Raw genomic sequence first — 24,351 nt, 5'->3', positions numbered from 1 at the left:
TTAAAGCAGCATCTCGCACGCCTTTTCAATTGCATTTTGTTTCGCAAAATAAGTAAAACCGGTTTTAATGTTTATAATAAAGATGAGTCTTAAATCATCGAATCTTATGAAAATCCGTATTATTACCATCGGTCAAAAAATGCCAGCTTGGGTACTCACTGGTTTTGAAGATTACTTCAAACGTATCCAGCCTTTTGTGCAAACCCAGATTATTGAATTGCCTATGGCCAAACGCGGCAAAAATGATTCTGAGGCCGATATCCTGAAATATCGCAACATTGAGGGAGACAGCATTTTAAATGTGCTTAAACAGAATGAAACCCTGATTGCACTGGAAGTTGGCGGTAAAGAATTCAGTACTGAAAAACTGGCCGAAACCATGAAACAATGGATGCTTGAAGGCAATGATGTGGTTTTGGCCATTGGTGGCCCGGATGGTCACTCCGAAGCGGTGCGTAAAGCCGCTGCATGGCACTGGTCACTCTCCAAGCTGACTCTGCCTCACCCTATGGTTCGCGTCATGCTGATCGAGCAGTTATACCGTGCCATGAGTATCAACAATAATCATCCTTATCATCGGGCAGGTTAAGCAGGCGCATACCGGATGATTTGAGTTTGGCTAAATCGTTTTACAGCTCGTGTATTTCCAAGCCTAAATCATACATCTAATTGAGTCCTGCTCTATTGTTCTATAAACGAAACAATATGTTGATATAAATTGTATTTATTCTATTTCTCTTTATTTGGCATCATATCCTCAATCGATATTATTTGAATTAGGCACGTCATCATGAATTTACAAACTTTACCCGGTTTATTTATTTCACATGGATCACCCATGTTGGCGCTTAATCCGGAACAGGTTGGCCCGGCCTTGGAGCGATTGAGTTTAAATCTGCCTCAACCACAAGCCATTATTGTGATGTCAGCCCACTGGGAAAGTAATGCCCTTGAAGTGAGTAGCAGTGTTCGCCCCGAAACATGGCACGACTTTCGCGGTTTTCCGCCTGAGCTGTATGAAATGCGCTACCCTGCACCAGGTCAGCCGGAACTTGCAGAAGAAATCCTGCATCTTTTAGCCAGTGCCGGCTTGGCTGCTCATGCCAATAGCACCCGTCCACGTGATCATGGCGTATGGATGCCATTGCTGCATATGTATCCTGCTGCTGATATTCCGGTGGTAGAAATTTCTTTACCCATGAACATGTCTGCCGAAGATATTTATAAAATCGGTCAAACCCTTGCTCCCCTACGTGAGAGACAAGTGTTGATGATTGGTTCAGGCAGCATTACCCATAACTTGCGTGAATTGGCATGGCATGGTGAAGCTGCTGCTGTACCTGAATGGGCCTCGACTTTCCGTAACTATGTGGTGAGCAAACTGAACCATGGTGATTATGACGCTGTGCTGGACTGGCAAAATATCCCCTATGTAGAGCGTAATCATCCGACCCTGGAACATTTTGCGCCACTGTTTTTTGCGATGGGTACAGGCCATCGTTTTAGTATTGTGCATAGCAGTTTCAGCATGGGCTCGCTGGGTATGGATATTTACCGTTTTGATTAATTCATAACTTTTTATTAATTATTAACAAAATTATAGTTATGGATACATTTTGATACCTAATTCACCAGAATGTATCCATATTTTTTGAATATTCATGCTTTATTCTAATAAAAATCCTTCAAAACCAAGTACTTTTAAAATGAAACTTAAACTTTTAGCGATAGCCCTTTTCCCTCTCATGCTTGCCGCATGTCAGTCTGGCGATATTCAAAAAGCTGGAGATGTTGCCATGTCAGTGTTACATCAACAAAAAGCCGATCAGACTTTAGCTTCTTATCAATGGAGTACCCGTACCGGTACTGCACCTAAACCATTGGTACTGAATTTTGATGATAAAGGCCGCTTGAGCATTGCTACCAGCTGTAATGGTATGGGCAGCAGCTGGAAAGTGGAACACAACCAGATTGTGACAGGGCCTCTAATGGGAACCCTAATGGCATGTGAACCAAAAGCCATGCAACAAGAAAGTGTCGCTAAAGATTTGTTTAATGACCGCAAAGCTTCATTTATTTTAGATTTAAAAGATGCCCAGCAGCCTACATTGACCATCATTTCAGCGACAGGTGAGAAATATATTTTTACAGGTAAAATGACAGCTGAAACTAAATATCAAAGCCAAGCTGAAACTATTTTTCTGGAAATTTCACCTGAAACTAAACCATGTAGCGGTGTTGCGCCACAAACCTGTTTACAGGTTCGGGAAGTTAAATATAGTGAAAGCGGGATAAAAACCCAGGTCGATAAAGACTGGACTTTATTCTATGACCAGATCGAAGGTTTTACCCATAACCTCAACGAGCGACAAATCATTCGGGTCAAACGTTATGAGATCAAGCATCCTGCCGCAGATCAGTCGAAGTATGCTTATATCCATGACATGACCGTTGAACGCTCAATGATTAAATAAGCAATTTATTTAAAACATAAAAAAAACCGATGCCAAAGCATCGGTTTTTTTAAAGCTTAAACTAAGTCAAACTTAGAATACGCCTTGAGCAAGCATTGCATCGGCAACTTTTACGAAGCCAGCAATGTTCGCACCGTCAACATAGTTCACAGTACCATCTTCTTTAGTACCGTATTTCACGCAGTTACGATGAATTTCTTTCATAATCGCGTGTAAACGTTCATCAACTTCTTCGAAAGTCCAGCCTAAACGCAATGCGTTTTGAGACATTTCAAGACCAGAAGTTGCAACACCACCTGCGTTAGATGCTTTACCTGGAGCATAAAGAATTTTCGCTTCAACGAATTTCTCAACCGCTTCAAGTGTAGAAGGCATGTTTGCACCTTCAGCAACACAGATGGCACCGTTTGCTAAAAGTTTAGCAGCATCATCAGCGTCTAATTCGTTTTGAGTTGCACACGGAAGTGCGATATCACACTTGATACCCCAAGGACGTTGACCTTCAAGATATTCAAAACCGTGTTTAGAAGCGAACTCAGAAATACGGCCACGTTTAACGTTTTTAAGTTCCATTACTTCAACAAGAAGTTCCTCAGTGAAACCGTCTTTAACAAAAACAGTACCAGCAGAGTCAGAAAGTGAAACGACTTTCGCACCCAAGAACATTGCTTTTTCAGCAGCGTATTGAGCAACATTACCCGAACCAGAAATAGTCACGACTTTATCTTTAAAGCTGTCGCCACGAGTTTTTAGCATTTCTTCAGCGAAATACACGGTACCGTAACCCGTTGCTTCAGGACGAGCCAATGAACCACCGAAAGTTAAGCCTTTACCGGTGAATACACATGAAGTGTCATTGCTGAGTTTTTTCATCATACCAGCCATGTAACCCACTTCACGGCCACCTACACCAATATCGCCCGCCGGAATATCAGTATTAGAACCAAGGTGACGATAAAGCTCGATGATTAATGCCTGGCAGAAACGCATGATTTCGCCTTCAGACTTACCTTTAGGGTCGAAGTCTGAACCACCTTTACCCCCGCCCATAGGCAATGTAGTTAAGGCATTTTTGAAAGTTTGTTCAAAACCTAAGAACTTAAGAATTGAAAGGTTCACTGAAGGGTGGAAACGCATACCACCTTTGAATGGACCAATAGCTGAGTTGTACTGTACGCGGAAAGCACGGTTCACATGAGTTTGACCTTTGTCATCTACCCAAGAAACGCGGAATTGAATCGCACGTTCAGGTTCTACCAGGCGTTCAAGTAATCCATGATCAGCATATTCTGGATTCTTTTCAATGAAAGGCCAAAGGCTGGTCATTACTTCTTCTACAGCTTGTAGAAACTCTGGTTGATGTTGGTCACGTGATTTAACGTAATTTAGGAAGTCGTTAAGGCTGTTGTATTTCAACGCTTAATCCTCAGCAGAAAATGGATCAAAATTGGTCAAAATTTCAATCAATGATATATTTTGGCGCAAAACATTAAATATCACTTGCACCTATTCAGCAATAGTTTTTTAAAAAAAACTTGAATTATCTATATAGAACATATATTTAATTTAATTATTTAGTCTTTTTATTTATATATGACATAACTTTTATCTATGTATTGATGTAATATTTTGCCCAATATTAATGCACTTATGGTTCCATTTTTGCGCACAGGAATTCTATGTAAAAACATGCTAGTATTGCTCTCCAGCACATTGTTTTCACGCTGCTTGCCTAGCACTCCCGGTTATACATGAACACTCAAATTAGCTTGATTCAAAAAATTGACGCCCTGTTGCCGCAAACACAATGCGGACTTTGCGGCCATCGAGATGGATGCCTGCCTTATGCAAAAGCCATAAGTGAAGGTGAAGAGGCAAATAAATGTGTACCAGGCGGACAACCTGTAGCAAATGCTCTGGCTGAATTACTGGGTCGCTCTCAACTGCCAGCAGAAGAAAGTGTTTGGCCTGTTCAAACTGATGGTCGGCCACAACGCATGAAAGCGATTATTCGTGAAGATGAATGTATTGGTTGTACCAAATGCATCAGTGCCTGCCCGGTCGATGCGATTATTGGCTCAGGCAAACTCATGCATAGCATTTTGACTGAGCTGTGCACGGGTTGTGAACTCTGTATTCCTCCCTGCCCGGTCGACTGCATTGACCTGGTTGAAGATCTGCAAGCCGTACCTTCCGAAGAGGCGCGTATTGCTGAACAAAATGACCTGCGCAATCGTTATTATGCGCATATTCAACGCGAAGAAAAACGCCGTATCAACCGTAAAGGTCCGGTGGTGCGTGCCAATATTGATACCGCATTATTTGCCCAATTTTCAGCGCTAAGCGATGTGGTTCCAGAAATCCAGTTGGTAGCAAAAATAGACAAACCTGTCATTACCCAAGATGCGGCAATAACTATTCAGCTTGCCAAAATTCGCACACAAATCAAAAAATTAGAAAAACAGCTTAGTGTTCGGGAAGACATAAAAAAACGTGCCCTGCTTGATGATTTACAACAGCAGCTGAGTGCTTTGGGAGTATCATGATGGCGGTTAAAAACATGACCAGAAAGCAGGTTCAGGTGTTTTTTGAACGCTTACGTGAGCAAAGACCCAACCCCAAAACCGAACTGAATTACAACAACCCTTTTGAACTTTTAGTGGCAGTGACACTTTCAGCTCAAGCTACAGATGTCAGTGTGAATAAAGCCACCGATAAGCTTTTTCCGGTGGCCAATACCCCTGAAACCATTTATGCCTTGGGCGTCGATGGTCTAAAAGAATATATTAAAACCATCGGTTTATATAACGCTAAAGCCGAGAATGTAATTAAAGCCTGCAAGATGCTGATTGAGAAACACAACAGCGTGGTGCCCAACAATCGTGCCGATCTGGAAGCATTAGCCGGTGTAGGACGTAAAACCGCAAATGTGGTGCTGAATACCGCCTTTGGTCATCCCACTATGGCAGTTGATACGCATATCTTTCGTGTAGGCAATCGAACCGGTCTGGCTGTGGGTAAAAATGTGCTGGAGGTTGAACACCGTCTGGTGAAAGTCATTCCCAAGGAATTTATTGTCGATGCCCATCATTGGCTGATTTTGCACGGTCGTTATACTTGTATTGCCCGCAAGCCCAAATGTTATGAATGTGTGGTCTCAGATGTCTGCAACTGGCCAGATCGTTTCGAATTCGGTGCAGCACGTAGCATTGCGGTAAAAAATATTGAAGCTGAACTGTAAGTTCAGCTTTTTATACGCAGTTTAGGGTCTGTTGACAATTCGTCTATGTTTGCGACTGTGAGTATTTTTTAGGCGATACGCGGCGAGAACTGCAAAATTTAGTCATTCTAAATGCGTAGTTCACAACGATGTAGCGTCAAAAAATACTCTAGTCCCCAGCTGCGCCTTGCGCTGCAAACAAAGCAGTACTTTGTTTTTGCTCAGGTTGTGGCTAAAATTATCTCAGACTGCGTCATGAAATTTAAAAATGGAACCACCATTCTTTGCATTTCGTTCCTGGTCTGCTCAATTTTAGCCTACAACGCAAGCTATTTATGAAATGTCAACAGACCCTATTTTTTTTCTTGTTCAGCTTTTTCTTGGTCGCGTTTTTGTTGATCGCGCTGCGCCTGTATCTTCGGATGCAATTGACGCTGTGGAGCTTTAGCTGCATTTTCTGCACGTTCTTGTTGGCGCACTTTGCCCAGTATTTTAAAGCTCATATAGAACAAAGCGATCAAAACTACCAGAAACAGCAGCATTAAAACCAAAACACCCATTTTCACAGTGGCAGTTCCTGTCAACAAGACAAATAAAAAAGAGCCCTAATATGACTTAGGACTCTTTTAATGTCAAAACATTCACCCTATACAGGCATATGAATTATTTTGCTTGATCTAAAATTGCAAACAAATCAGTTTGAACTTCGTCAATTGGACGAAGTCCATTGAGTTTGTCATAAGTCGGTGCATTTTCACCTGATGCTGCACGGCCTTGGTAGAAACCTACCAATTGTTCAGTTTCAGTGTGATATGAACCCAAACGTTTACGAATGGTTTCTTCTAGGTCATCTGGACGTTGAACCAGGTCTTCACCAGTTTCATCATCTTTACCTTCCACTTTAGGCGGATTGTAAACCACATGATAAACACGGCCAGAAGCTGGATGCTGACGGCGACCAGAAAGACGTTTAACGATTTCTTCGTCTGGAACATCAATTTCAATCACGTGATCAATGTTGATGCCTTCATTTTCCAAAGCTTCCGCTTGTGGAATTGTGCGAGGGAAACCATCAAAAATGCAACCGTTTACACAATCAGGTTGAGCAATACGTTCTTTGACCAAACCGATGATTAACTCGTCAGATACGAGACCACCACTTTCCATCACGCTTTTAGCTTTAAGACCTAATTCAGTACCTTCACGAATTGCAGCACGGAGCATATCACCGGTTGAAATTTGTGGGACATTGTAGCGCTTACAGATCAACTGAGCCTGTGTACCTTTACCTGCTCCAGGTGGTCCGAGTAATATAATGCGCATAAAAAAACATCCTCATTTAACAAATATATGTGATGCATTGGCATGGCGAACCGATCTATTCACCATGTAGTCCAGCATCTAATTATAAGAAAGCCACAAACAAATGTATTGTACCCGCTATAAATCCGGTTACGCCACCCAAGACAATCAAAATCCATTCATCTTCCTGAAAGGCAGGACGCAATAAATTCTGAAACTCTCTTGGCGTCAACTCTCGAATACGGTCTCTAAACATTTGATAGATTTTCTGTGCACGGCTCGCATTGAAGGCCGGGTCGCATACAGGCACCATCGTAATTTCAATCGAGCGATCGATCAAGTCCGTCTTGAGTTTTGCATACTCTTTTGGACCTAAAGACAACTGCAAAGAGGTCCGAACAATCGGGGTTTCCATAATTTCATTAATATGGCGTTTAACGATACGGCGAGTTTTATCTTTCTTCCCGCCATACATCATCTCAGTCATAATGGATTTTAACGTAATTAGGTCTTCTGTGACTACTCGCGCAAAAACATCGGAAACTTCGTCCTGACGTTTCATAAACGCGCCCTGGATGTTATAAGTGCCAATCCGCGGAATGACCGGTTTGATCCAGGGAAACTTGCGGCTTGTCGTACGCGCAAAGAACTGTGGATAGCGAACATAATGCGGTTCAAGCGGATTGAAAACCATCCAGATGGCAATCCAGTTGGTCAGGAACCCCCAAACAGACGCCCAGAAAGGAACCGTCCAGTGCCAGGGCACAACAAACCAGACGATCATCTGGAATACACCAAAGAACATCCCGATTAACGCACTAATATGCCAAATAAAGTTGATTTCTTTCTGACCCACTTTCAGGAACATATTCACCATTAAACGGCGATCACCTTCCATCTGGCGAACCACCATTTCACGCATATCCACAAGTGACTCGACGTTCATGGTCAGCTCGGTCACCAGTTCTCTTAAAATACCCGGCAACTGTTTATGCGCTTGCGAATAGATACGGCGTTTAATTGAATAGGGCAAGTTTTCCCAAAGTACCGCATTGCGGTCAATCATCATTTCATCAATCAGATGTTCAAGTTCAAAACCGACCTGCTCACCGATGATCCGTGCCATATCTTCTGGATCCATGGCATCTAGAAATTCACGCAATGAACCCAGTTTCGACAAGGTATTATCTGTAATAATTCCTGAAATGCGACCAGCTTTACGTGGCACGATTCCCTGCCAGCCGACAGGTAATGGTCCTAAATGGAATCCCCAAAACGTCAGGGGATAAAATACCATTTTCAGCGCCATCCACACATGCGCCCAAGTTACAAAAGCTGTCACAGGAATGATGCTAAGTACTGCCCAGAAATCAGGGCGATTCAAGAAGGTTTGCCACAATTCGTTGACGTACTCAAACATGCACGATATCCATATTTAATTTTTTAATCACAGAATACTAAATTATAAAAACTGACTATTTTCACTATAAACCGATACTTAAAGTATAGGAGAATTGTATTGTCGGCTCTGTTTCAGCAACGACATTGCCAGCACTATTCTTTAACTCTTCACCGGCACCAATACCGATACTAAAACTGCTGATCCGTTCTTTGCTTAGCAAAACATAGGCTAAATCCACGCCCGCGCCTAATCGTGCTTTGAGATCATTGTCTACACCTTTACTTTCAATATGTCCGGCATAAACCCCGATATAATAACCATTTTTATCTTTACCGGTGAGATGGTAGGGATAGCGAAATCCAACCTGACCACCAGGAGTATAATCATCATCTATGAATACCCCTGCTTTTGCATAGGCGATTCCATACGGATTAACCCACTCTGCATTCGCATGAATCATTTCTTGGGTGAATCCAGCCCCAACATTCCAGGTTTTTGCACTGTCTGATGTCAATTTCGCTTCCGGTAAATACGGATTGTCTTGTGCATAAGCCACATTTGCTAGCGCAAAAAATGCCAGCAAAGAAGATGCTTTTGTGATTATTTTCATCATTGTCCTTAAATTTTATTTTTTAATACAGTCCTTTTTTTGAATTTTGACTTTAGCAGAATTATTAGAACTCTTATATACTGCACTTTACAATTTTAATGTCTGTAAAGTCAAAGTTTAAGCGAAACCGATCCAACTGTTCTCCAGAACAAATATCAAAAAATGCTGACTTGCGTTAGAATATGCCACTGGATTTTTCACTCCCCTGTATGATGTAAGTCGATCGCGTATGAAGCAGCACTTTCCTTTAAAAAACGTTCAACAAGAAAAGCGCATTTATCGCAATCGGGTTTTTATCTCTATCGGGATTGTGGCGTTCTTTCTGCTCCTGCTTGTTGCCCGTTATGCCTATTTGCAACTTATGCATTTTAATGAATTTTCAACCGCCTCAGACCAGAACCGTATTCGACTACAACCTTTGGCACCTGCGCGCGGCTATATTTATGACCGTAATGGGATTTTGCTGGCAGATAACTATCCGGTATTTTCCGCAACCATGTCACGAGCCGATGTGCAAGATATTGATGGAACCGTACAGCGTTTAACCCCCATCTTAAGCCTGACCCAAGAAGACATCGACCGTTTTAGCAGCCGGATTAAAACCTCTAAAAAAACCGAACGCGTATCATTAAAATTAAATTTAACCGAAACCGATATTGCCAAATTCAGTGAAGTCAAATTTCAGTTTCCCGGGGTAAATATAGAAACCCAGATGACCCGCTACTATCCGCATGGCGAGCTGTTTGCCCATGTGATTGGTTATGTGGGACGTATTAACGACAAAGAATTAAAATCGATTGACAAAGACTTGTATGCCGGCACCAACCTGATTGGAAAAATCGGGGTGGAGAAATCCTATGAAGAGCTGTTACACGGCTTGCCCGGCAATGAGTCGGTAGAAGCAGATGCTCACGGTAATGTATTACGTAATTTAGGCCGTAAAGAGCCGGTTCGCGGGAATGACTTATACCTTTCAATTGACTATGGCTTACAGGTAACAGCCACTGAGCAACTGGCAGGTCGTCGTGGTGCCATTGTAGCGCTAAATCCTAAAACTGGTGAAATTTTAGCCCTGGTTTCCAGCCCGAGTTTTAACCCGAATTTATTTGTGACCGGCATTAGCAGTACCGACTATAGCGCGCTTCGCGACAATATTGACCAGCCACTTTATAACCGGGCTGTGCAAGGTGCCTATCCTCCAGGTTCGACCATTAAACCGATGTTTGGCTTGGGCGGCTTACACTATAATATTGTCGATTGGAACACCGCTATTTTAGATCCCGGTTATTTTTCTTTACCTGGCGATTCGCATAGATTCCGCGATTGGCGCAAATCAGGTCATGGCGCGGTAAATCTGCATAAAGCTCAAGTAGTGTCTTGCGATACCTATTATTATATTCTGGCCTACCGCATGGGCATTGAAAAAATGAATGCCTGGATGCGCCAATTTGGCTTTAGTCAAAAAACCGGCGTCGATTTACCGAGTGAAAGTACCGGTTTGTATCCAAGCCCAGACTGGAAAATGCGGACCCGTAAAAGCAAATGGCTAAAAGGTGAAACCATTTCCGTAAGTATTGGACAAGGTGCCTTTACTGCAACACCGCTACAACTGGCGATGGCCACTGCAATTACTGCAAATCAGGGCGCGCACATTACTCCTCATGTACTGCGTGAAAGTCATGGTGCCAAACCTTATACACCACATAATGCTCCAGATGGCAAAATTCAGTTTAATGGCAAACCTGAAGACTGGATCAAAATGCGTGATGCCATGATCGATGTCATCGAGACCGGTACAGGTCGTGGTATCCGTACTCCGCTGTATCATATTGCAGGGAAAACCGGAACCGCACAGGTCAAAAGTATTGCCCAGGGTAAAAAATACAACGAAGCCTTATTAAGTGAACGTCAGCTTGACCATGGTTTATTTATTGGTTTTGCCCCTGCTGAAAATCCCGAGATTGCAGTTGCGATTGTTTGGGAAAATGGTAAACACGGTGGTTCGGCAGCACAGCTGGCTCGTCCTCTGTTTGACTATTGGTTATACACCCGTAAAAAGAATCCGATCCGTCCTGCGGGGCATCAAATTAGTGGCGGCCTTATGACCGCAGGCATCAAACCGGGTGAATTGCCAAGTGGTTCGGCACAAGCAAATACGACTGACAATACTCAGGCCAATACAACAGCAGCAGCGACACAGCACGCTACTCACGCCGCATCAGGCGCACAACCAGCAGAAGTTGAAGGTGACTGATCTATGAAAAATCAACTCCGTATTATTGGCGGTGAATGGAAACGCCGCCAGCTTCCTTTTGCCAGTATTGAAGGCTTACGCCCTACACCAGACCGGGTACGTGAAACATTGTTTAACTGGCTGATGTGGGATATCCAAAACGCACAGGTTCTGGACATTTGTGCCGGTTCAGGTGCCTTAAGTTTTGAAGCTTTGTCACGGGGTGCAGCACAGGTGGTGATGATTGAACCGAATCGCACGCAAGCTGCTTTTTTAACCGATAATTTGCAGTTGCTGAAAGTCACCAGTCAACATGCCAAACTGAAAGTAGCCACAGCCCAACAAACGCTCCCCACCCTGAAACAAAGCTTTGATCTGGTGTTTTTAGATCCCCCTTACAGCCTGGATTTGTGGGAAGAACTGGCTCAACTTGCCGACCCGCTCATTCAAGACCGGGCATTTATATATGTTGAGGCCGATCGTGATTTAAATCAGCTTAAACTTCCTGTCAGCTGGCAACAGGTGAAACAGACTAAAGCCGGTACAGTTCGAGCTGGGCTGTATCAGAAAAATATCTGCTAATACCTATTCTAATGCCTATTCATAAAAGGCAATAAAAAAGGATTCCTCTATGGAATCCTTTTTTGTCAAATGTGTAGTCTATCAATTTAAGATCGGGGGATAGATCTGTTAACGCCCATAGCGCCAATCCCGATCATCTCTGTCATGCTTCCAGTCCCCATGGTCTCTATTTTTCCAGTCTCGGTCGCCATGGTCTCGGTCATAATGTCCGTTGCGGTCCCGATGACCACCATAATCGTCATCATAATAAGGATCAAGCATACAGCCAGTTATTGACACTGCCAATACAGAAAGTAAGATCACTTTTTTCATCATGTTCATCACCTCTTTTACCGCATAGCATCAGTATCGAATGATTTAATGAAGAGTGTTGGGAGTCCGTGTTGAATTCTTGTAGTCATTTATCCATTGTTTATTCATAAGCCGAACTCCAATAGCTGATTCCGAAGCGGTTTTATACAAAATTCTCCTTAGATTTGCAGAAATACTGCTAAATATAAGCTTGGCTTTTTTACCCATCTTTTGAATACTACTGCCTTTTCATCTGTACCTATTTCTATGACTTGGTTGTTATTTATTCTTGGGGCAATGGTCGCAGGTTTTGTACAAGGACTCACTGGCTTTGCCTTTGCCTTAATTGCCATGTCATTCTGGGTGTGGGCATTGCCCCCGCAAATTGCTGCACCCTTGGTGGTCTTTGCTTCGGTATGGAGCCATATCATTTCATTATCCAATGAACAAAAGCATCCTCACCTCAATAAAACACTGGTATTACCTTATTTAATTGCCGGGCTGATTGGCGTGCCTTTGGGCACCTATTTACTGCATATTATTCAACCCGAAACCTTTAAAATCGTTTTAGGCGTATTTTTGGTGTTGTGGTGTCCGGTGATGTTTTTCAATCCGGCATTTCCACGACTGCAACAATCGGGAAAACTGGCCGATGGCCTGATTGGATTTATCGGTGGAATTTTGGGAGGGTTAGGCGGGTTTTGCGGTTCGTTGCCATCTGCCTGGGTCATGCTGAAAAATCTATCAAAACAGCAACAGCGTTATATTTTACGGCATTTTAATTTTGGCATTCAGCTGTTTACACTACTAGCCTATTTACTGCAAGGCACGCTTGAAATCCAGCTCTGGCCTTATATTGTCATCTTGCTGATCAGTGTCAGTTTTCCCGCCATTTTAGGGGCAAAATTATTTTATAAAATTTCGGAAAAACAATTTAAACATACGGTATTAAGCCTTTTATTTGCTTCCGGCTGTTTCTTGGTTTTCAATACGGTGCTGTAATTCTTATTGCTTGTTGAAAAAATCAAATTTATATATTGAAATATTACAGCCTTATTTTTCTATCATTGCTGGACAAAGCTACCATAAGTCTCATTTAAACAAAAAATACCCAATCAGTGGGGCTGATCAAATTTATCCGAGGGAAAACTTTATACAATAGCTTATCCCCATTTAATCTTTCCTCAACAATGAAAACCTTGATTTTGCTAGCAGCAATAATTGTCCTGACTGGCTGTTCCCTAAGCACATCACGCGATGTCAAACATGCAGAAAAAATGCTCAGCTATTTTCAATGCAATAATATTGAAACCGCACAAATGGCGCATAGTTCTATTACTTCATATCATGAACAATCTCTGGCTTCTAGCCGCCAAAAAGCCGAATCTTATGTGCAAAGCTATAAAGATGGGGACAAATTATTTGATGTGCCGTTAACAGAAGTGGTTGAGGAACAATATTTTATTTATCAGGAAGCGTGCCAGCATTTAGGCGGTATTCGTCCAACGCAAGCGCCATAGCCATTAAGTAAAGGACAGCCCTATGCTGACCCATAAATTATGCGCAGCGAGCCAAGATTTTGTCATTTTTCCTCTTGGCTTCGCTTGCATACCCGACAAGAATGCCTGTATTTCTTAGTTCGGTTCCTGGCAATAACGTGTATCTACGCTAAACTTCTCTGGGAATTTGGCATGAATTTGAGCATAAAAAGCCATAATTTCAGCCATATCTTTTTCATAGTCACCGCTCGGATAAACAATTTTACCCACCCCGGTTTTCTTCTTGGCATAATCCATATAAGCCAATGCAATCGGCACACCTGCGTTGATGGCTACATGATAGAACCCGGTTTTCCATTGTTCCTGTTTGGCACGGGTTGCTTCTGGAGTCACCAACATCACCAATTTTGGATGGGTTTTAAATAAATCCGACATCAGCTGAACCATGCTGGGGCGTGGCTCTCCTGCCTTCTTCACTGTCCGGTCAATTCCAATTCCGCCCATTGCCCGTACAAATGGACCAAAAGGAAATTTCATATAACTGTCTTTAATGGTTAAACGGACATGCACCCCTAATGCCTTGAGTGCCAGGCGTGCATATAAGGCATCCCAATTACTGGTGTGCGGCGCTGCAATCATCACACATTGATCCAAATCAAGCGGCCAATGATTATCGATTTCCCAGCCCATCATTTTTAAACTTTGTTCAGCTAATTTTTCAAACACTTGCCGTACCGACACCTCTATAAAGTGCGCAGATTTTAACAACGTTGCTGAAATATAAAAGTGCAATATGCCCAATAAATAATCAATTAATATATAAATGTATAACTTTAGAGTTCAAATAAAATATGCAAAGTTGCTGTTTTGTTTTTCCGAAATTTCTTCCTCCTTAGCTCAGATTTTCTAATTTCACATTAAAATTCGCACAAAAAAAGGCATAACAAAGCCCCCCAAGATCGATATTTACCCCATCTGCATTTTTACGTAGTTTTAAAGCTATATTTGGCTAAATGGAACAATATCGTGAAAAAAATAATATTCCTCCTATCACTGAGCAGCTTAGTTTTCACTGCGTGTAGCAAACCAGAGAAGAGACCAATACTCATGAAAGCAATACAGCTCCTGATCAACCCATGACCTAAGCCACCACAGCTCAACCGGTCGCAACTATGAGTGATACAGTAGAAACGTCCCTGGATTGGCCAGGTGAATATAAAGGGTTTTTTCCCTGTGCCGACTGCCAGGGTATTGAGACCGAACTGAAATTAAAAGCGGACATCTTATCTAGTGTAAAAATCATATAAAAACAGGAATATCTAAGTCAGGGAAAAAATAGTGAATTCAAGGTGAAAGGAACTTTTAGTTTTGATGCAGACAATCCCGCTATGATTAGCCTGGACCAAGCAGGAGAAAACCGTAAATTCTTTATTGGTGAAAATTTTTTTGAAGCACGCGATATAAAATTAGAAAAATTGATTGATTCCAAAATGAATTACAAATTACAGAAAGATGCTAATTAATTGCCCTATTTGAATATCACTCTTAATTCATTAAAAAGACTGAAAATCTGGCTTTTTTATTTGCCCTGCTTTGGGCAATCGTCATGATTTGCAACAAATAAATGACCTATTTCCTTCTGCCCTACTAGCCCGATCATGCTGTTATGATTATGGTTAAAAAATATTTTTCTCATTTGATGATCATAATGAAAAAAACAATGATAACCCTCAGTTTTTGCTCCTTACTCTGTTTAAATGGCTGCGATAAGCCCAATTCTCCTTTAATTCAAGACCATACTAAAACTAACGATCATCTGTCCAAGCCACAGAACCAGCAGATTCCGGACTGGACAGGACATTACAAAGGCTTTATTCTCTGTAAGGCCTGCGAGAAAAAACTTTTTTCAATACAGCTTCATCCCAACCAGACTTATACCCTCAAAGAAATTCAGTTCTTTAAACAAAAAACCAGACAAAAACAGTCTTCTGGTACATTCAGTTTTGATCCTCAAGATTCCAGACTAATTCAGCTCACAGAAGATAAAAGCAATAAAATGCGTTATCTTTCGTGGCATGATCAATTTTTAGAACTTCGGGATCGACATAAAAATCAACGCAATGATTTTGAAAAATATCAGATTCCTAAAATACAAAAGATAGAAGTGAATAATGCCCTGAAACATGTAGATATACAGGCAGATCTATTTAAAACTGAAAAAATACGGTCCAATAAGCTAGAAAGCACCAAGCTGACTTATTTTTTTGAAATTAATAATCACTCAGACCGTGCCCTAAAAATACGCGACAGTGATATTGTACTGGTCGATGATAAAAATAATGAATATCCGGCCAGCATTGACAACAGTCCAGTTCCCCCGATTCAGCCGAATAAAACCGATTACCATCTGGTCTCATTTATTCATTCCGAATCATCGCCACGGCTTTATATCAAAATTAAATAGCAGGCAGCTTGATCTATAAAAAATCTTCGTGAAATATGGGGATTTTTTATATCCCGTTCTCTTTTTTCTCATATTTACCAAATAGTACGTTTCTTTTTTATCATCAAAACCCAGCCTCACTCATGACATGATTTATGGTCCACTAGACTGTTATAAAAAATAACAAATAAAGTCTCAAATTTACCTGTTTATCCTTATTTGAGGATATTTCCTGAGTACAGGCTTGACTATGCTTTTAGTCACTATAATCAAAGATGATAATGGAGTCGAAAATGAAAAAAGTGCTCTTGGCAATTGCCATCGCAGGTTTACTTACGGCATGTAATGATAATAATGATGATTCCAACCCACCACCTACACCTACTACTCAACAGGGACAGTTAGTTGATGGTCCTGTATCTGGCGTTGAATACCAAACCAGTAGTGGGATCAAAGCTAAAACAGATGCAGAGGGTTATTTTAATTATAAGGCTGGAGACACCATTAAATTTTTTATTGGCGGTGTACAAATAGGTGACTCAGTTCCAGCTTCTCCTCGCATCACTCCAATGGAATTATCTACGCTTCAAAATGTTCGTGAAAATATTATCGTTTTCTTGCAAACACTGGATGACAATGTAAACCACGACGATGGCATTCAGATTAGTGATGCCGTTTTCACTGCATTGGCTGACAATACCATCAACTTCAACCAGACTTATGCTCAATTTATTACCGATCCTGCTTTTACCGAACTTAATAAAACTCCAATTGCATTAGAAACTGCACTCACTAATTCCAAAAATGCCTTCTATAAAGATATTGCAGGAAGTTGGGAATTAAACCGTACTGGACAAGGTGCCATTGTGGTTCATATAAGTCCTACCGGACAATATATATTAGGTGAAGTAGATTCAGCTAATCTAACTGGTAGCGGTGTGGAAACTGGTACCTTGGAATGGAATCCAGTTACGGGACAAATTAATCCAGTGATTGAGGTTGACACCAATGGCGATCTGGGTCTGTCTAATCCGAACGGAGGAGTACCATTTACCCTACGTTATGATCGAACCAATGTAACCTTGACCGAATCTGGGGTAACTAATGGTGAAAATAAATTAAAACGGATTAGCACCACTGCAAACAATATTCAGGACAACTGGTTCAATGATACGAATGCACTTACATTCTTTAGTGACGGTTATTATATGTATATTGACAGTTTAGCAAGTGATAATTGTGGGACACCAACACCAGGGGTTGAATACGGTAAATATACAACCACCAATGGAACTGTGGTTACCAGTCAAATTATAGTAGATACAACTGGCTGTTCGGGACTTGTAAATGGGACAACACTCTACCCTCCATTCACCTACACTCTTGCTACTGGATCTTTAACGCTTGTCAGCGGTGAGATTTCATATACTTTCAATAAAGATTTCATAGCTACAGGTACTGGTACCACTTAATAGTGCTCAAAATATATCTATCCAGAACTGGATTCTGGATAGATTAACTTACATGCTCAAAATCGATGGTAACTCCCATAAGTTTATACAAAAATTCTGCCTGTGATTTACATTGCATTTTTGCATAAATATTTTTCAGATAGGTTCGTACAGAACTTAATGCTAATTGGTAATGGGCGGCAATCTGTTCCAGGTTATAACCATTCACAAATAATTCACACAATTCACATTCCCTGTTGGATAAACCATACACTTGTCTTAAATAAGACGAAGCCAGCTTATAATGCTGTTCAGTTTCAGTAATAAATAGCATGACATACGGTTTAAGATGATCTTTTAAATCGGTAAAATGTCGTGGACTGTTAAAAGGTGCAATGGTCAGCATAATTTTTTGTCCATGCTGATCTTCCATAGCCAACACCCCTCCTACCTGTTTTTTAGCATAATTATCCTCTGGCTTAATGCTGGATATTAATTGCTCTAAATCTAATTGATATGGCTTGCTTATATTAATCTGGTTATTTTTATCAAGTTCGAATAACTTGGATTGTTCAAAAAAGTACTGTGCTTTTTGGTTGAGATAATACAATTCTCGATTCATATCAATGAGTAAAATGCCTGTTTTAATGGCATTTAGAATTCGGTATAAATTCCTGTTTTTGAGCCGAGCTAAACTTAATTGCTTGTGAATCTCTAATGCCCTGCGTAAATGCAAACCCAACCTTTTTAGAATATCCAGTTCATATTGCGTAAAGGGTTGATCTTGCTTGCCACGATGAATACCGAGTACCGACCATTGATGATCACCATGATCCAATAATAGACTGGCAATAAACCTGACGCCGGTCGCTTTTAAACATTTTTCATAAAAAACATATTCATCTGTAGCAAATAGCTGACCATATTGCGATAGATTCTGACTTAATGCATTTCCAACACCAACTTCTAACCAGAATGGCAAATGCAACTTCTGATTCATCGTTTTTATTTTTTCTTGCTGATAGGTTTCTAAACTGCAGGCTGGAATATTGTACGTGTGCACAAAATTATAGGCAGGGTTCAATTGATCTAAAGCAGTAAACATGGCTGCCTGACTTTCAGTGTATTGAACAATCTGCTGAATCACTTTAGGCCATAAACTGGCATTCAAGGCAGCATCATAGATTTGTCCAATAATTTTATTCTCCAGCTCCTCTTGCATCATTTTCACCGGTCCTAAACAGATAAAAACTGAGTAATTATTTACCTTAAAGCATAGAGAACTACGGTGATTAGTCAAACAAAGGGTAAAAATAATATGAAAAAGCGTTAAAAAAATCCCCGCACAAGGCGAGGATTTTTTAATCTATACTTTTTAACAGGTAATTATTTACCGCCAAAAACGTATGATACACCTACACGACCGCCAACTTCGTTACCGCCAGCAAAACCTACCGCAGCACTTACAGAAGTACGACCATCAGCAAATACACTAGCAAGACCTAGAGCACCTGCAGATTCACCTTCATAGTGACCTACACCACCAAATACAGCGAACTGACCAGCACCAATGTTAGGAATTTGTTGTTGCGCAGCTAACGCAATAGCAATACCACGGTAAGAAGTTTTCTCAACGTCATCTACACGTGTATTCAATTGGTTAACACGACCACTTACATCATTGTAGTATGATCGTACTTGACCAAGGTTTGCCGCATCAGAATCCGCAACACCATTTGCAACATTAGACACAACGGTATTATTGGCATTCACACCATTTGCAGTAATAGACACGCCATCTACAGAAATTTCACCTGCACTAATTATGGTTGAACTCGTCTGAGTAGTACCTGCAACTCTCTGAGTGCTAGCACCTTCCAATGTCACTGTTTTTTCTAACTTAATTCCAGAAACATCATCAGTACGTTGTTGTGTAGTGGTAGTTGCAGCACCAGCAGCAGTGATATTTGTATTTGCTTGAGTCAGCTGATTAGATTCCTCAATACCAAACTTATCTACAACTGTTATTTCACTCTTAGCTAATACAGTTTGAGAGCCATCACCCGCAACATTGGTTTGAGAGCCATAAACTGTTTTAGTTGAACTTCTATCACTACGTTTTTCTGTTTCAGAACCACGAACAACTGTTTTAGAAGTAGTAACACCTGCTTCAGTAGTGCTTAAGCTTTCCTGACTCTCACGAGATTTTGTAGATAGAACATCTTGTGTTGCTAACAGACCAGTCTCGGTATTGAACTTAGTCGATGCAGATTTATCCTGAGTTGCATAAGTAAGTGAATTGCCTGTCGCAACATCTGTCGTTGTTGTGCTCTGAGACTCTGAACCAGTTTCAGTACGACGGATATCACCAGCCTGATAGATTGTTTCCTGATTATTTGATGCCTGTTCTGATTCCACAGTCTGAGTAGCAGAGGTATAAGACGATGTTCCTGCACTACTTTCAGTAGTAACACGCTTTAGATCACTTGCACCTTCAGCATACAATTTTTCATTGTGCTCCCAGTTACCTTGGTAAGCTGAAGTTGTATTTGCCAATAGATCTTGTTCACCACCTTCATTAGTAAAAGTACGTGTTGTTTCTTCTTCAAGCACTTGACCTGCTTTATATTTAGTGGTCTTTTCAGCAAAGCTTGATGCAGAAGTATTAATCTGAGCCGCTGTTGCAACACCACCCACATCAGCGAATGTAACATCCTGTGTCGCATAAGTATTAGAATGAGAGCCTTCCCACTCTTTATCGGTCACGTTCTCATTATAAACGGTGATTGCTTGATCAGAAGTCGATTTGTCGTATTCAACAGAACCATCTTCATAGGTCGTAGTATTTGAATTTACTGATGAATCTGTAGACTTATAGAACTCATCTTCATTATAACGCACTGACTCTGTTGAATTTGAGGTATTCAATTGGTTATACGTTGCATTCAGACTCAAACTGGTTGGATCAGCTGCATCAGTAATCTGTACCTCAGTACGGATTTCTTGACCATTTTTATCCAAGCCCAGAACTACATAATGATGAGTATTACCATTATCATCTACCCACTGATCGACATCATTCAGGGTAATTGGTGAACCATCAAATTTACGGGTAAAACCTGAAACTACCTGATCTTGTGGATTAGTAGAGACCACGACTTCAGAACCAATAGTAGTTTCATCACGTAGATCATTACGTACTAAGTCACGATCAACTTCAATATTTTCCTGCATATTCGCAGCATAATTTAATGACTCATACTCATTTTTTGTGACTTCACGAACTAAATTCCCACTACCATCGACCGTTTTTTCATGAAATTTTGAATCGTAAAGCGAACTTTGTAATGCGGTATCACCTACACTATGCACACTGCCCAACAGCATTGGCCCATTGCCACCTAAGTAATCACTTGGGAAAGGAATTGACTGATTACCAGTTGCCTTTTGAATATTATAATTTTCACCTTCCGCATTATGGGTAGGTTGATAATATGCTTCCTGCTGGTTTAGCTCATAAGTACCTGTGGTAATGCTATCAGTATTTAGCTGACCATCTTTTTCTGAAACTTCACGTGACTTCCAGCTTGCATCAAGGTTAAGCTGACCTTCCCAAGCCAGATTGGATTTACCATCATTATAGACGGTTAAATCACTTGTTCCATTCTGGTTAGAGTAGCTTACAAAATTATCAAAGATATCAGTTTGCTGGTAACTATTAGATTGCTGACGAGAGAGTTCCAAATCTTTTACACTAACATCATCATAATCGGTATATGTTGACGTCCGAGCGCGGGTTACTTCTTCAATATTAGACAATTCTACATTATCACCTTGTCCTTTAAAGGTAACAAAATCACCAGAAATATCATCATATTGGTAGTTAGCATCTTGCTCGGTAGAGGAACGGCTACGTTCTACAACCAGTAACTTGCCATCAGGACCACGGCTAGTCTCTACGCCATTTTCAACATCTGAATTATATGCAGTTAAATTAAAATTACGCTCACTGGTATCTTCTAACACCACATAACTAGTTTGACCATCAACCTGTACTGGTTGACCGTTTTGGTCATAGGCAACCGCATTATCCTTATAATTTCGAGTACGCTTACTTTCTATAGTACGATCAAGTACTTGATTATCATTATAGTCAACTGCTGTTCTGCTACTCGAACGTGTTTCTTCAAAAGCACCCGCTTTTTTGGTTAGGTCGTATGCTTCAAAGCTGTCCTCAGTCAAAGTCCCAACATCTGCTTCTCGAATAGTAAAAGTCCCAACAAAAGGTATAGATACAGTACGAGTTTGCGCTGTACGAGTTACCAAGCCATTCGCACTATAATATGAAGAAGTATCTACAGTTCGTGAGTCTTCTTTTGTATTATCGGTCAGGTTCGAATCAGATGAATTAGAGGTTGTTTCAACTGTACCTTCACGTGTCTCACTATAACGCTCAACCCCCGGTTGACCAGCTACTGGTTCAGGAGTACCAGCTGATATAACAACATCCGAATCTTGTACTTCAAGAAAGGTTTTATCACTTGTAAAGTTTGTGTCAGTTACTGAAGTAGAATAGCCTTCAGATTGCAAATAACCACTGAATGGACCTGTAAGCTTAAAGCGTGTTTCTGGAGTTGTTACTGTTGCAGCCAAGGCATTCCCTGCAACAACTGTTAATACAGCTGCAGCTAATGCTGATTTTTTAAATGTCATAGATTTGTCCTCTTTCAATTCTTATAAAAAGACTGGTTTACCCTAGGATTTTTGCAAACCAGTAAAACTGGGACGAAAATTTGGATACTGAAAAATTCCGTTCAGAGCATCAATTTCGTACAAAGTCATAATATACAAAAAGAAACACTATTATCAATCAATATTTGATTTATATTCATAATAACTACATAGATATTAGCCATATAAACACACAAACAACAATAAATTTATTAAAATCAATAATTTAAAACAAAATCCAAAAACTGTATCAAAATAATTTAAATCAATATTTGATATAAATTGCAACCATAAGGTATTTTTTAGGAGATAGATCGAACCAAAAAGATCAATTTATAAATTTTTAGCGGTGGCATCAGTTAGCACCATTTACAGTCAATTTTTATGAAAACAACTCGATTTCAATTAAGCCTGTGACACTTGCTATTCAAAAAAATAGCGAGAAAGTAAAATTTAATTGCTAAACCAAATTCACTTCTCGCTATGCCTCGCACAATGCTGACAGATCAACACTGGTCTAAGCTGAAAGCCTTACGGAGCAATGCTACTCATCCCTAATTTTGATATTTATCTCAACCGAAATCTTCGAAATTTTATTGAACCTATCCTATATAGAATTCACACAGATTGCCTATGCAGAGATATTTGCTAAAGGTATTTAGCAAACCTAACTCAATATTTAAGAAGTTTACACGGCGGTCAAAAGATAATAAGTTATTAAAAATATTTAACTTAATTTCTTCTAATGCTGATCTGGAATGGGTAATAGCAGAGATCTAAAAGATACTAATGTGCTTTGTACTGATAAAGGATATGACTCGAACTCATTGAGAAAAAAATAGCAAAAACAACAACTAAAGCGAATATTCCACAAAACCCAACACCCAAGCGAATAATAATTACAGGGAGTGGTACTTATATAAAATTAGACACTTAATGGAGAATATGCTTGCAAGACTAAAGTAATTTAGAGGTATCGCGACACGTTATGACAAGCTAAAGAGAAACTATGAAAGTTCTGTAACCTTAGCTTGTATATTTATTTGGTTACCATTATGAAATACCAACGAATCCTAAATAAAAAATCGAAGAAGTGATTAGAGACCTACTGTATGTACAGATTGATTGATATTATTAAGCTCTGAAAGATACGAACTTTCGCCATCATTGAATCCAGCATCCAAGTCATTCCATCAAGTATCAAAATCACATAAATTAAATAGAAAACTGTAGAGCCACCCAAAAAGAGTACTGGAAATTATAATTGTGCCAATCAAAATGTTTTAATATTACTCATAAAAGCATGAATTCACATTCATTCACTGGAATGCAAAAAACTGCTTAAAATAGATAAGGATTTTATTTAACCCATTACAGCTATTTTTTTAAATCAAGCTTACTTTAAAATATCAAATGGAAACTTTTGGATACAAATTAAACAATCAAAGACTTTTTTAGATATTGAAATTAATTTACCATTATGTAGTAAAAGTATTACAATAGCACAACCTATTCGCAATATAAAAAGTGTATAATAATTGCATCTTTGAGGTTTATTTTAGATCATGAGTAATCAACAGGAAAAAAAACTTTTTGCTGAACGCCTAACTCAGGCTTTATCAGAAGCCAAACATCCGATTAGTCCAACTTACTTGTCGAAAGAATTTAACTGTCGTTATGATGGTCAACCAATTTCCGTACAATCGGCGAATAACTGGCTGCTTGGCAAGGCTATTCCTGGTCAGGACAAATTGTCGCTATTAGCATTATGGTTAAATGTTTCTAAACAATGGTTAAGATTCGGTGATCAAAAACTAGCAGATCAAACATCTACATTAACAGAATCACAAAGTGTTGAATTAAATTATTTTTTAAAATTCAAAGCCCTAAAAAGCGCACACAAAGAAATTATTCAAAACTTAATTGATGAATTTAGCCAAACTAATTAGGATTGATTTGACAGCATTTTCAGAAAAAACCGCTTTTCTTGTTGGTAATTTTGTATCTGATCTTCATAGTCCCTCAACTTTCGATATAAGCCTTTCAACTCCTCGGCGCTAATCATTATCAGCTCCGATTTCAGAGCCACTCTCTTATGCTCTTTAGCTCTTGC

23 protein-coding genes and 1 pseudogene are annotated in these 24,351 nt (G+C 40.1%); 15 read left to right on the top strand and 9 right to left on the bottom strand.

Going from position 1 to position 24,351, the window contains the following annotated elements:
- The first annotated feature begins 106 nt into the window (after positions 1–106).
- The 3 genes from rlmH (at position 107) to B9T29_RS06970 (ending at position 2,474) form a co-directional block, all read left to right on the top strand.
- Positions 107–589 carry a 23S rRNA (pseudouridine(1915)-N(3))-methyltransferase RlmH gene (gene rlmH / locus B9T29_RS06980; protein WP_086175234.1) on the top strand — a complete coding sequence of 161 codons (483 nt, stop codon included), beginning with the start codon at positions 107–109 and terminating at the stop codon, positions 587–589.
- Positions 590–790: 201 nt separating this feature from the next.
- Positions 791–1,567 (top strand): dioxygenase, encoded by a 777-nt coding sequence (locus tag B9T29_RS06975; RefSeq protein WP_086175233.1) that lies wholly within the window; start codon positions 791–793, stop codon positions 1,565–1,567.
- A gap of 139 nt (positions 1,568–1,706) precedes the next feature.
- Complete coding sequence (locus B9T29_RS06970; protein ID WP_086175328.1) at positions 1,707–2,474, top strand: META and DUF4377 domain-containing protein; 768 nt, start codon at positions 1,707–1,709, stop codon at positions 2,472–2,474.
- Positions 2,475–2,546: 72 nt separating this feature from the next.
- Here B9T29_RS06970 and gdhA read toward each other — a convergent pair whose 3' ends face one another.
- Entirely contained in the window at positions 2,547–3,890 is a 1,344-nt protein-coding gene (gene gdhA, locus B9T29_RS06965) for an NADP-specific glutamate dehydrogenase (protein WP_086175232.1), read from the bottom strand.
- Positions 3,891–4,225: 335 nt separating this feature from the next.
- Between gdhA and B9T29_RS06960 the strand changes: the two genes are divergently transcribed.
- The gene (locus B9T29_RS06960; protein ID WP_086175231.1) at positions 4,226–5,020 is read left to right on the top strand and encodes an RnfABCDGE type electron transport complex subunit B; all 795 of its coding nucleotides are present in this window, start codon (positions 4,226–4,228) and stop codon (positions 5,018–5,020) included.
- A complete protein-coding gene (gene nth, locus B9T29_RS06955; RefSeq protein ID WP_086175230.1) occupies positions 5,020–5,715 on the top strand; it encodes an endonuclease III in 696 nt (231 codons plus the stop codon). Before B9T29_RS06960 ends, nth begins: the two co-directional genes overlap by 1 nt.
- A gap of 332 nt (positions 5,716–6,047) precedes the next feature.
- Here nth and B9T29_RS06950 read toward each other — a convergent pair whose 3' ends face one another.
- The 4 genes from B9T29_RS06950 to B9T29_RS06935 all read right to left on the bottom strand — a co-directional run bounded on the left by B9T29_RS06950 (position 6,048) and on the right by B9T29_RS06935 (position 8,999).
- Positions 6,048–6,260, bottom strand: coding sequence for a hypothetical protein (locus B9T29_RS06950; RefSeq protein ID WP_086175229.1), 213 nt, complete (start codon positions 6,258–6,260; stop codon positions 6,048–6,050).
- A 97-nt stretch (positions 6,261–6,357) separates the two neighbouring features.
- Positions 6,358–7,017, bottom strand: coding sequence for an adenylate kinase (gene adk / locus B9T29_RS06945; protein ID WP_086175228.1), 660 nt, complete (start codon positions 7,015–7,017; stop codon positions 6,358–6,360).
- Positions 7,018–7,099: 82 nt separating this feature from the next.
- The gene (locus B9T29_RS06940) at positions 7,100–8,416 is read right to left on the bottom strand and encodes a hypothetical protein (RefSeq protein ID WP_086175227.1); all 1,317 of its coding nucleotides are present in this window, start codon (positions 8,414–8,416) and stop codon (positions 7,100–7,102) included.
- 64 nt (positions 8,417–8,480) lie between these two features.
- Positions 8,481–8,999, bottom strand: a complete 519-nt coding sequence (locus B9T29_RS06935; protein WP_416202480.1) for a hypothetical protein — start codon at positions 8,997–8,999, stop codon at positions 8,481–8,483.
- A gap of 238 nt (positions 9,000–9,237) precedes the next feature.
- On the opposite strand from B9T29_RS06935, the gene mrdA reads away from it, so the two are divergent.
- Both mrdA and rsmD read left to right on the top strand, forming a co-directional pair.
- Complete coding sequence (mrdA, locus tag B9T29_RS06930; RefSeq protein ID WP_086175225.1) at positions 9,238–11,262, top strand: penicillin-binding protein 2; 2,025 nt, start codon at positions 9,238–9,240, stop codon at positions 11,260–11,262.
- 3 nt (positions 11,263–11,265) lie between these two features.
- Positions 11,266–11,823 carry a 16S rRNA (guanine(966)-N(2))-methyltransferase RsmD gene (gene rsmD, locus B9T29_RS06925; protein ID WP_086175224.1) on the top strand — a complete coding sequence of 186 codons (558 nt, stop codon included), beginning with the start codon at positions 11,266–11,268 and terminating at the stop codon, positions 11,821–11,823.
- A 108-nt stretch (positions 11,824–11,931) separates the two neighbouring features.
- On the opposite strand, the gene B9T29_RS06920 is transcribed toward rsmD, so the two are convergent.
- Positions 11,932–12,138, bottom strand: coding sequence for a hypothetical protein (locus B9T29_RS06920; protein WP_171263997.1), 207 nt, complete (start codon positions 12,136–12,138; stop codon positions 11,932–11,934).
- A gap of 243 nt (positions 12,139–12,381) precedes the next feature.
- On the opposite strand from B9T29_RS06920, the gene B9T29_RS06915 reads away from it, so the two are divergent.
- Both B9T29_RS06915 and B9T29_RS06910 read left to right on the top strand, forming a co-directional pair.
- The gene (locus tag B9T29_RS06915; protein WP_086175223.1) at positions 12,382–13,116 is read left to right on the top strand and encodes a sulfite exporter TauE/SafE family protein; all 735 of its coding nucleotides are present in this window, start codon (positions 12,382–12,384) and stop codon (positions 13,114–13,116) included.
- 188 nt (positions 13,117–13,304) lie between these two features.
- Positions 13,305–13,634, top strand: a complete 330-nt coding sequence (locus tag B9T29_RS06910) for a hypothetical protein (RefSeq protein ID WP_086175222.1) — start codon at positions 13,305–13,307, stop codon at positions 13,632–13,634.
- Positions 13,635–13,748: 114 nt separating this feature from the next.
- Here the strand turns inward: B9T29_RS06910 and B9T29_RS06905 are convergent, their stop codons facing one another.
- Entirely contained in the window at positions 13,749–14,339 is a 591-nt protein-coding gene (locus tag B9T29_RS06905; protein ID WP_086175221.1) for a 1-acyl-sn-glycerol-3-phosphate acyltransferase, read from the bottom strand.
- A gap of 446 nt (positions 14,340–14,785) precedes the next feature.
- Here B9T29_RS06905 and B9T29_RS16525 point away from each other — a divergent pair, with 446 nt between their 5' ends.
- The 4 genes from B9T29_RS16525 (at position 14,786) to B9T29_RS06890 (ending at position 17,528) form a co-directional block, all read left to right on the top strand.
- Complete coding sequence (locus B9T29_RS16525; protein ID WP_228146574.1) at positions 14,786–14,920, top strand: copper resistance protein NlpE N-terminal domain-containing protein; 135 nt, start codon at positions 14,786–14,788, stop codon at positions 14,918–14,920.
- Between the two features lie 42 nt (positions 14,921–14,962).
- Positions 14,963–15,136 carry a hypothetical protein gene (locus B9T29_RS16520; protein WP_228146573.1) on the top strand — a complete coding sequence of 58 codons (174 nt, stop codon included), beginning with the start codon at positions 14,963–14,965 and terminating at the stop codon, positions 15,134–15,136.
- Between the two features lie 197 nt (positions 15,137–15,333).
- On the top strand, positions 15,334–16,077 hold the full coding sequence (locus B9T29_RS06895) for a copper resistance protein NlpE N-terminal domain-containing protein (RefSeq protein WP_171263996.1): 744 nt from the start codon (positions 15,334–15,336) through the stop codon (positions 16,075–16,077).
- A 272-nt stretch (positions 16,078–16,349) separates the two neighbouring features.
- Positions 16,350–17,528 (top strand): hypothetical protein, encoded by a 1,179-nt coding sequence (locus B9T29_RS06890; protein ID WP_086175219.1) that lies wholly within the window; start codon positions 16,350–16,352, stop codon positions 17,526–17,528.
- Positions 17,529–17,571: 43 nt separating this feature from the next.
- On the opposite strand, the gene B9T29_RS06885 is transcribed toward B9T29_RS06890, so the two are convergent.
- Positions 17,572–18,732 carry a helix-turn-helix transcriptional regulator gene (locus tag B9T29_RS06885; protein ID WP_228146572.1) on the bottom strand — a complete coding sequence of 387 codons (1,161 nt, stop codon included), beginning with the start codon at positions 18,730–18,732 and terminating at the stop codon, positions 17,572–17,574.
- Between the two features lie 161 nt (positions 18,733–18,893).
- Positions 18,894–21,749 carry a YadA-like family protein gene (locus B9T29_RS16515; protein WP_228146571.1) on the bottom strand — a complete coding sequence of 952 codons (2,856 nt, stop codon included), beginning with the start codon at positions 21,747–21,749 and terminating at the stop codon, positions 18,894–18,896.
- Between the two features lie 972 nt (positions 21,750–22,721).
- On the opposite strand from B9T29_RS16515, the pseudogene B9T29_RS06875 reads away from it, so the two are divergent.
- Both B9T29_RS06875 and B9T29_RS16380 read left to right on the top strand, forming a co-directional pair.
- Positions 22,722–23,297 (top strand): annotated as a pseudogene (locus B9T29_RS06875) (transposase).
- 506 nt (positions 23,298–23,803) lie between these two features.
- Entirely contained in the window at positions 23,804–24,187 is a 384-nt protein-coding gene (locus B9T29_RS16380) for a hypothetical protein (RefSeq protein WP_213033298.1), read from the top strand.
- Positions 24,188–24,351 lie beyond the last annotated feature (164 nt).

It is taken from the genome of Acinetobacter sp. ANC 3903, from assembly GCF_002135315.1.
Taxonomy (GTDB): Bacteria; Pseudomonadota; Gammaproteobacteria; order Pseudomonadales; family Moraxellaceae; genus Acinetobacter.
Note: the sequence above shows the minus strand (reverse complement) of the source record. Positions and strands in the feature narration are given on the sequence as shown.

What these genes read in the sequence shown, in the direction of transcription:
- B9T29_RS16525 (WP_228146574.1), top strand. Translation starts at nt 14,786, where the DNA reads ATGAGTGATACAGTAGAAACGTCCCTGGATTGGCCAGGTGAATATAAA.
- B9T29_RS06910 (WP_086175222.1), top strand. Translation starts at nt 13,305, where the DNA reads ATGAAAACCTTGATTTTGCTAGCAGCAATAATTGTCCTGACTGGCTGT.
- B9T29_RS06920 (WP_171263997.1), bottom strand. Translation starts at nt 12,138, where the DNA reads ATGATGAAAAAAGTGATCTTACTTTCTGTATTGGCAGTGTCAATAACT.
- B9T29_RS06970 (WP_086175328.1), top strand. Translation starts at nt 1,707, where the DNA reads ATGAAACTTAAACTTTTAGCGATAGCCCTTTTCCCTCTCATGCTTGCC.
- B9T29_RS06885 (WP_228146572.1), bottom strand. Translation starts at nt 18,732, where the DNA reads ATGATGCAAGAGGAGCTGGAGAATAAAATTATTGGACAAATCTATGAT.
- adk (WP_086175228.1), bottom strand. Translation starts at nt 7,017, where the DNA reads ATGCGCATTATATTACTCGGACCACCTGGAGCAGGTAAAGGTACACAG.
- rlmH (WP_086175234.1), top strand. Translation starts at nt 107, where the DNA reads ATGAAAATCCGTATTATTACCATCGGTCAAAAAATGCCAGCTTGGGTA.
- mrdA (WP_086175225.1), top strand. Translation starts at nt 9,238, where the DNA reads ATGAAGCAGCACTTTCCTTTAAAAAACGTTCAACAAGAAAAGCGCATT.
- B9T29_RS06975 (WP_086175233.1), top strand. Translation starts at nt 791, where the DNA reads ATGAATTTACAAACTTTACCCGGTTTATTTATTTCACATGGATCACCC.
- B9T29_RS06960 (WP_086175231.1), top strand. Translation starts at nt 4,226, where the DNA reads ATGAACACTCAAATTAGCTTGATTCAAAAAATTGACGCCCTGTTGCCG.
- nth (WP_086175230.1), top strand. Translation starts at nt 5,020, where the DNA reads ATGGCGGTTAAAAACATGACCAGAAAGCAGGTTCAGGTGTTTTTTGAA.
- B9T29_RS06940 (WP_086175227.1), bottom strand. Translation starts at nt 8,416, where the DNA reads ATGTTTGAGTACGTCAACGAATTGTGGCAAACCTTCTTGAATCGCCCT.
- rsmD (WP_086175224.1), top strand. Translation starts at nt 11,266, where the DNA reads ATGAAAAATCAACTCCGTATTATTGGCGGTGAATGGAAACGCCGCCAG.
- B9T29_RS06915 (WP_086175223.1), top strand. Translation starts at nt 12,382, where the DNA reads ATGACTTGGTTGTTATTTATTCTTGGGGCAATGGTCGCAGGTTTTGTA.
- B9T29_RS06890 (WP_086175219.1), top strand. Translation starts at nt 16,350, where the DNA reads ATGAAAAAAGTGCTCTTGGCAATTGCCATCGCAGGTTTACTTACGGCA.
- B9T29_RS16380 (WP_213033298.1), top strand. Translation starts at nt 23,804, where the DNA reads ATGAGTAATCAACAGGAAAAAAAACTTTTTGCTGAACGCCTAACTCAG.
- B9T29_RS06895 (WP_171263996.1), top strand. Translation starts at nt 15,334, where the DNA reads ATGATAACCCTCAGTTTTTGCTCCTTACTCTGTTTAAATGGCTGCGAT.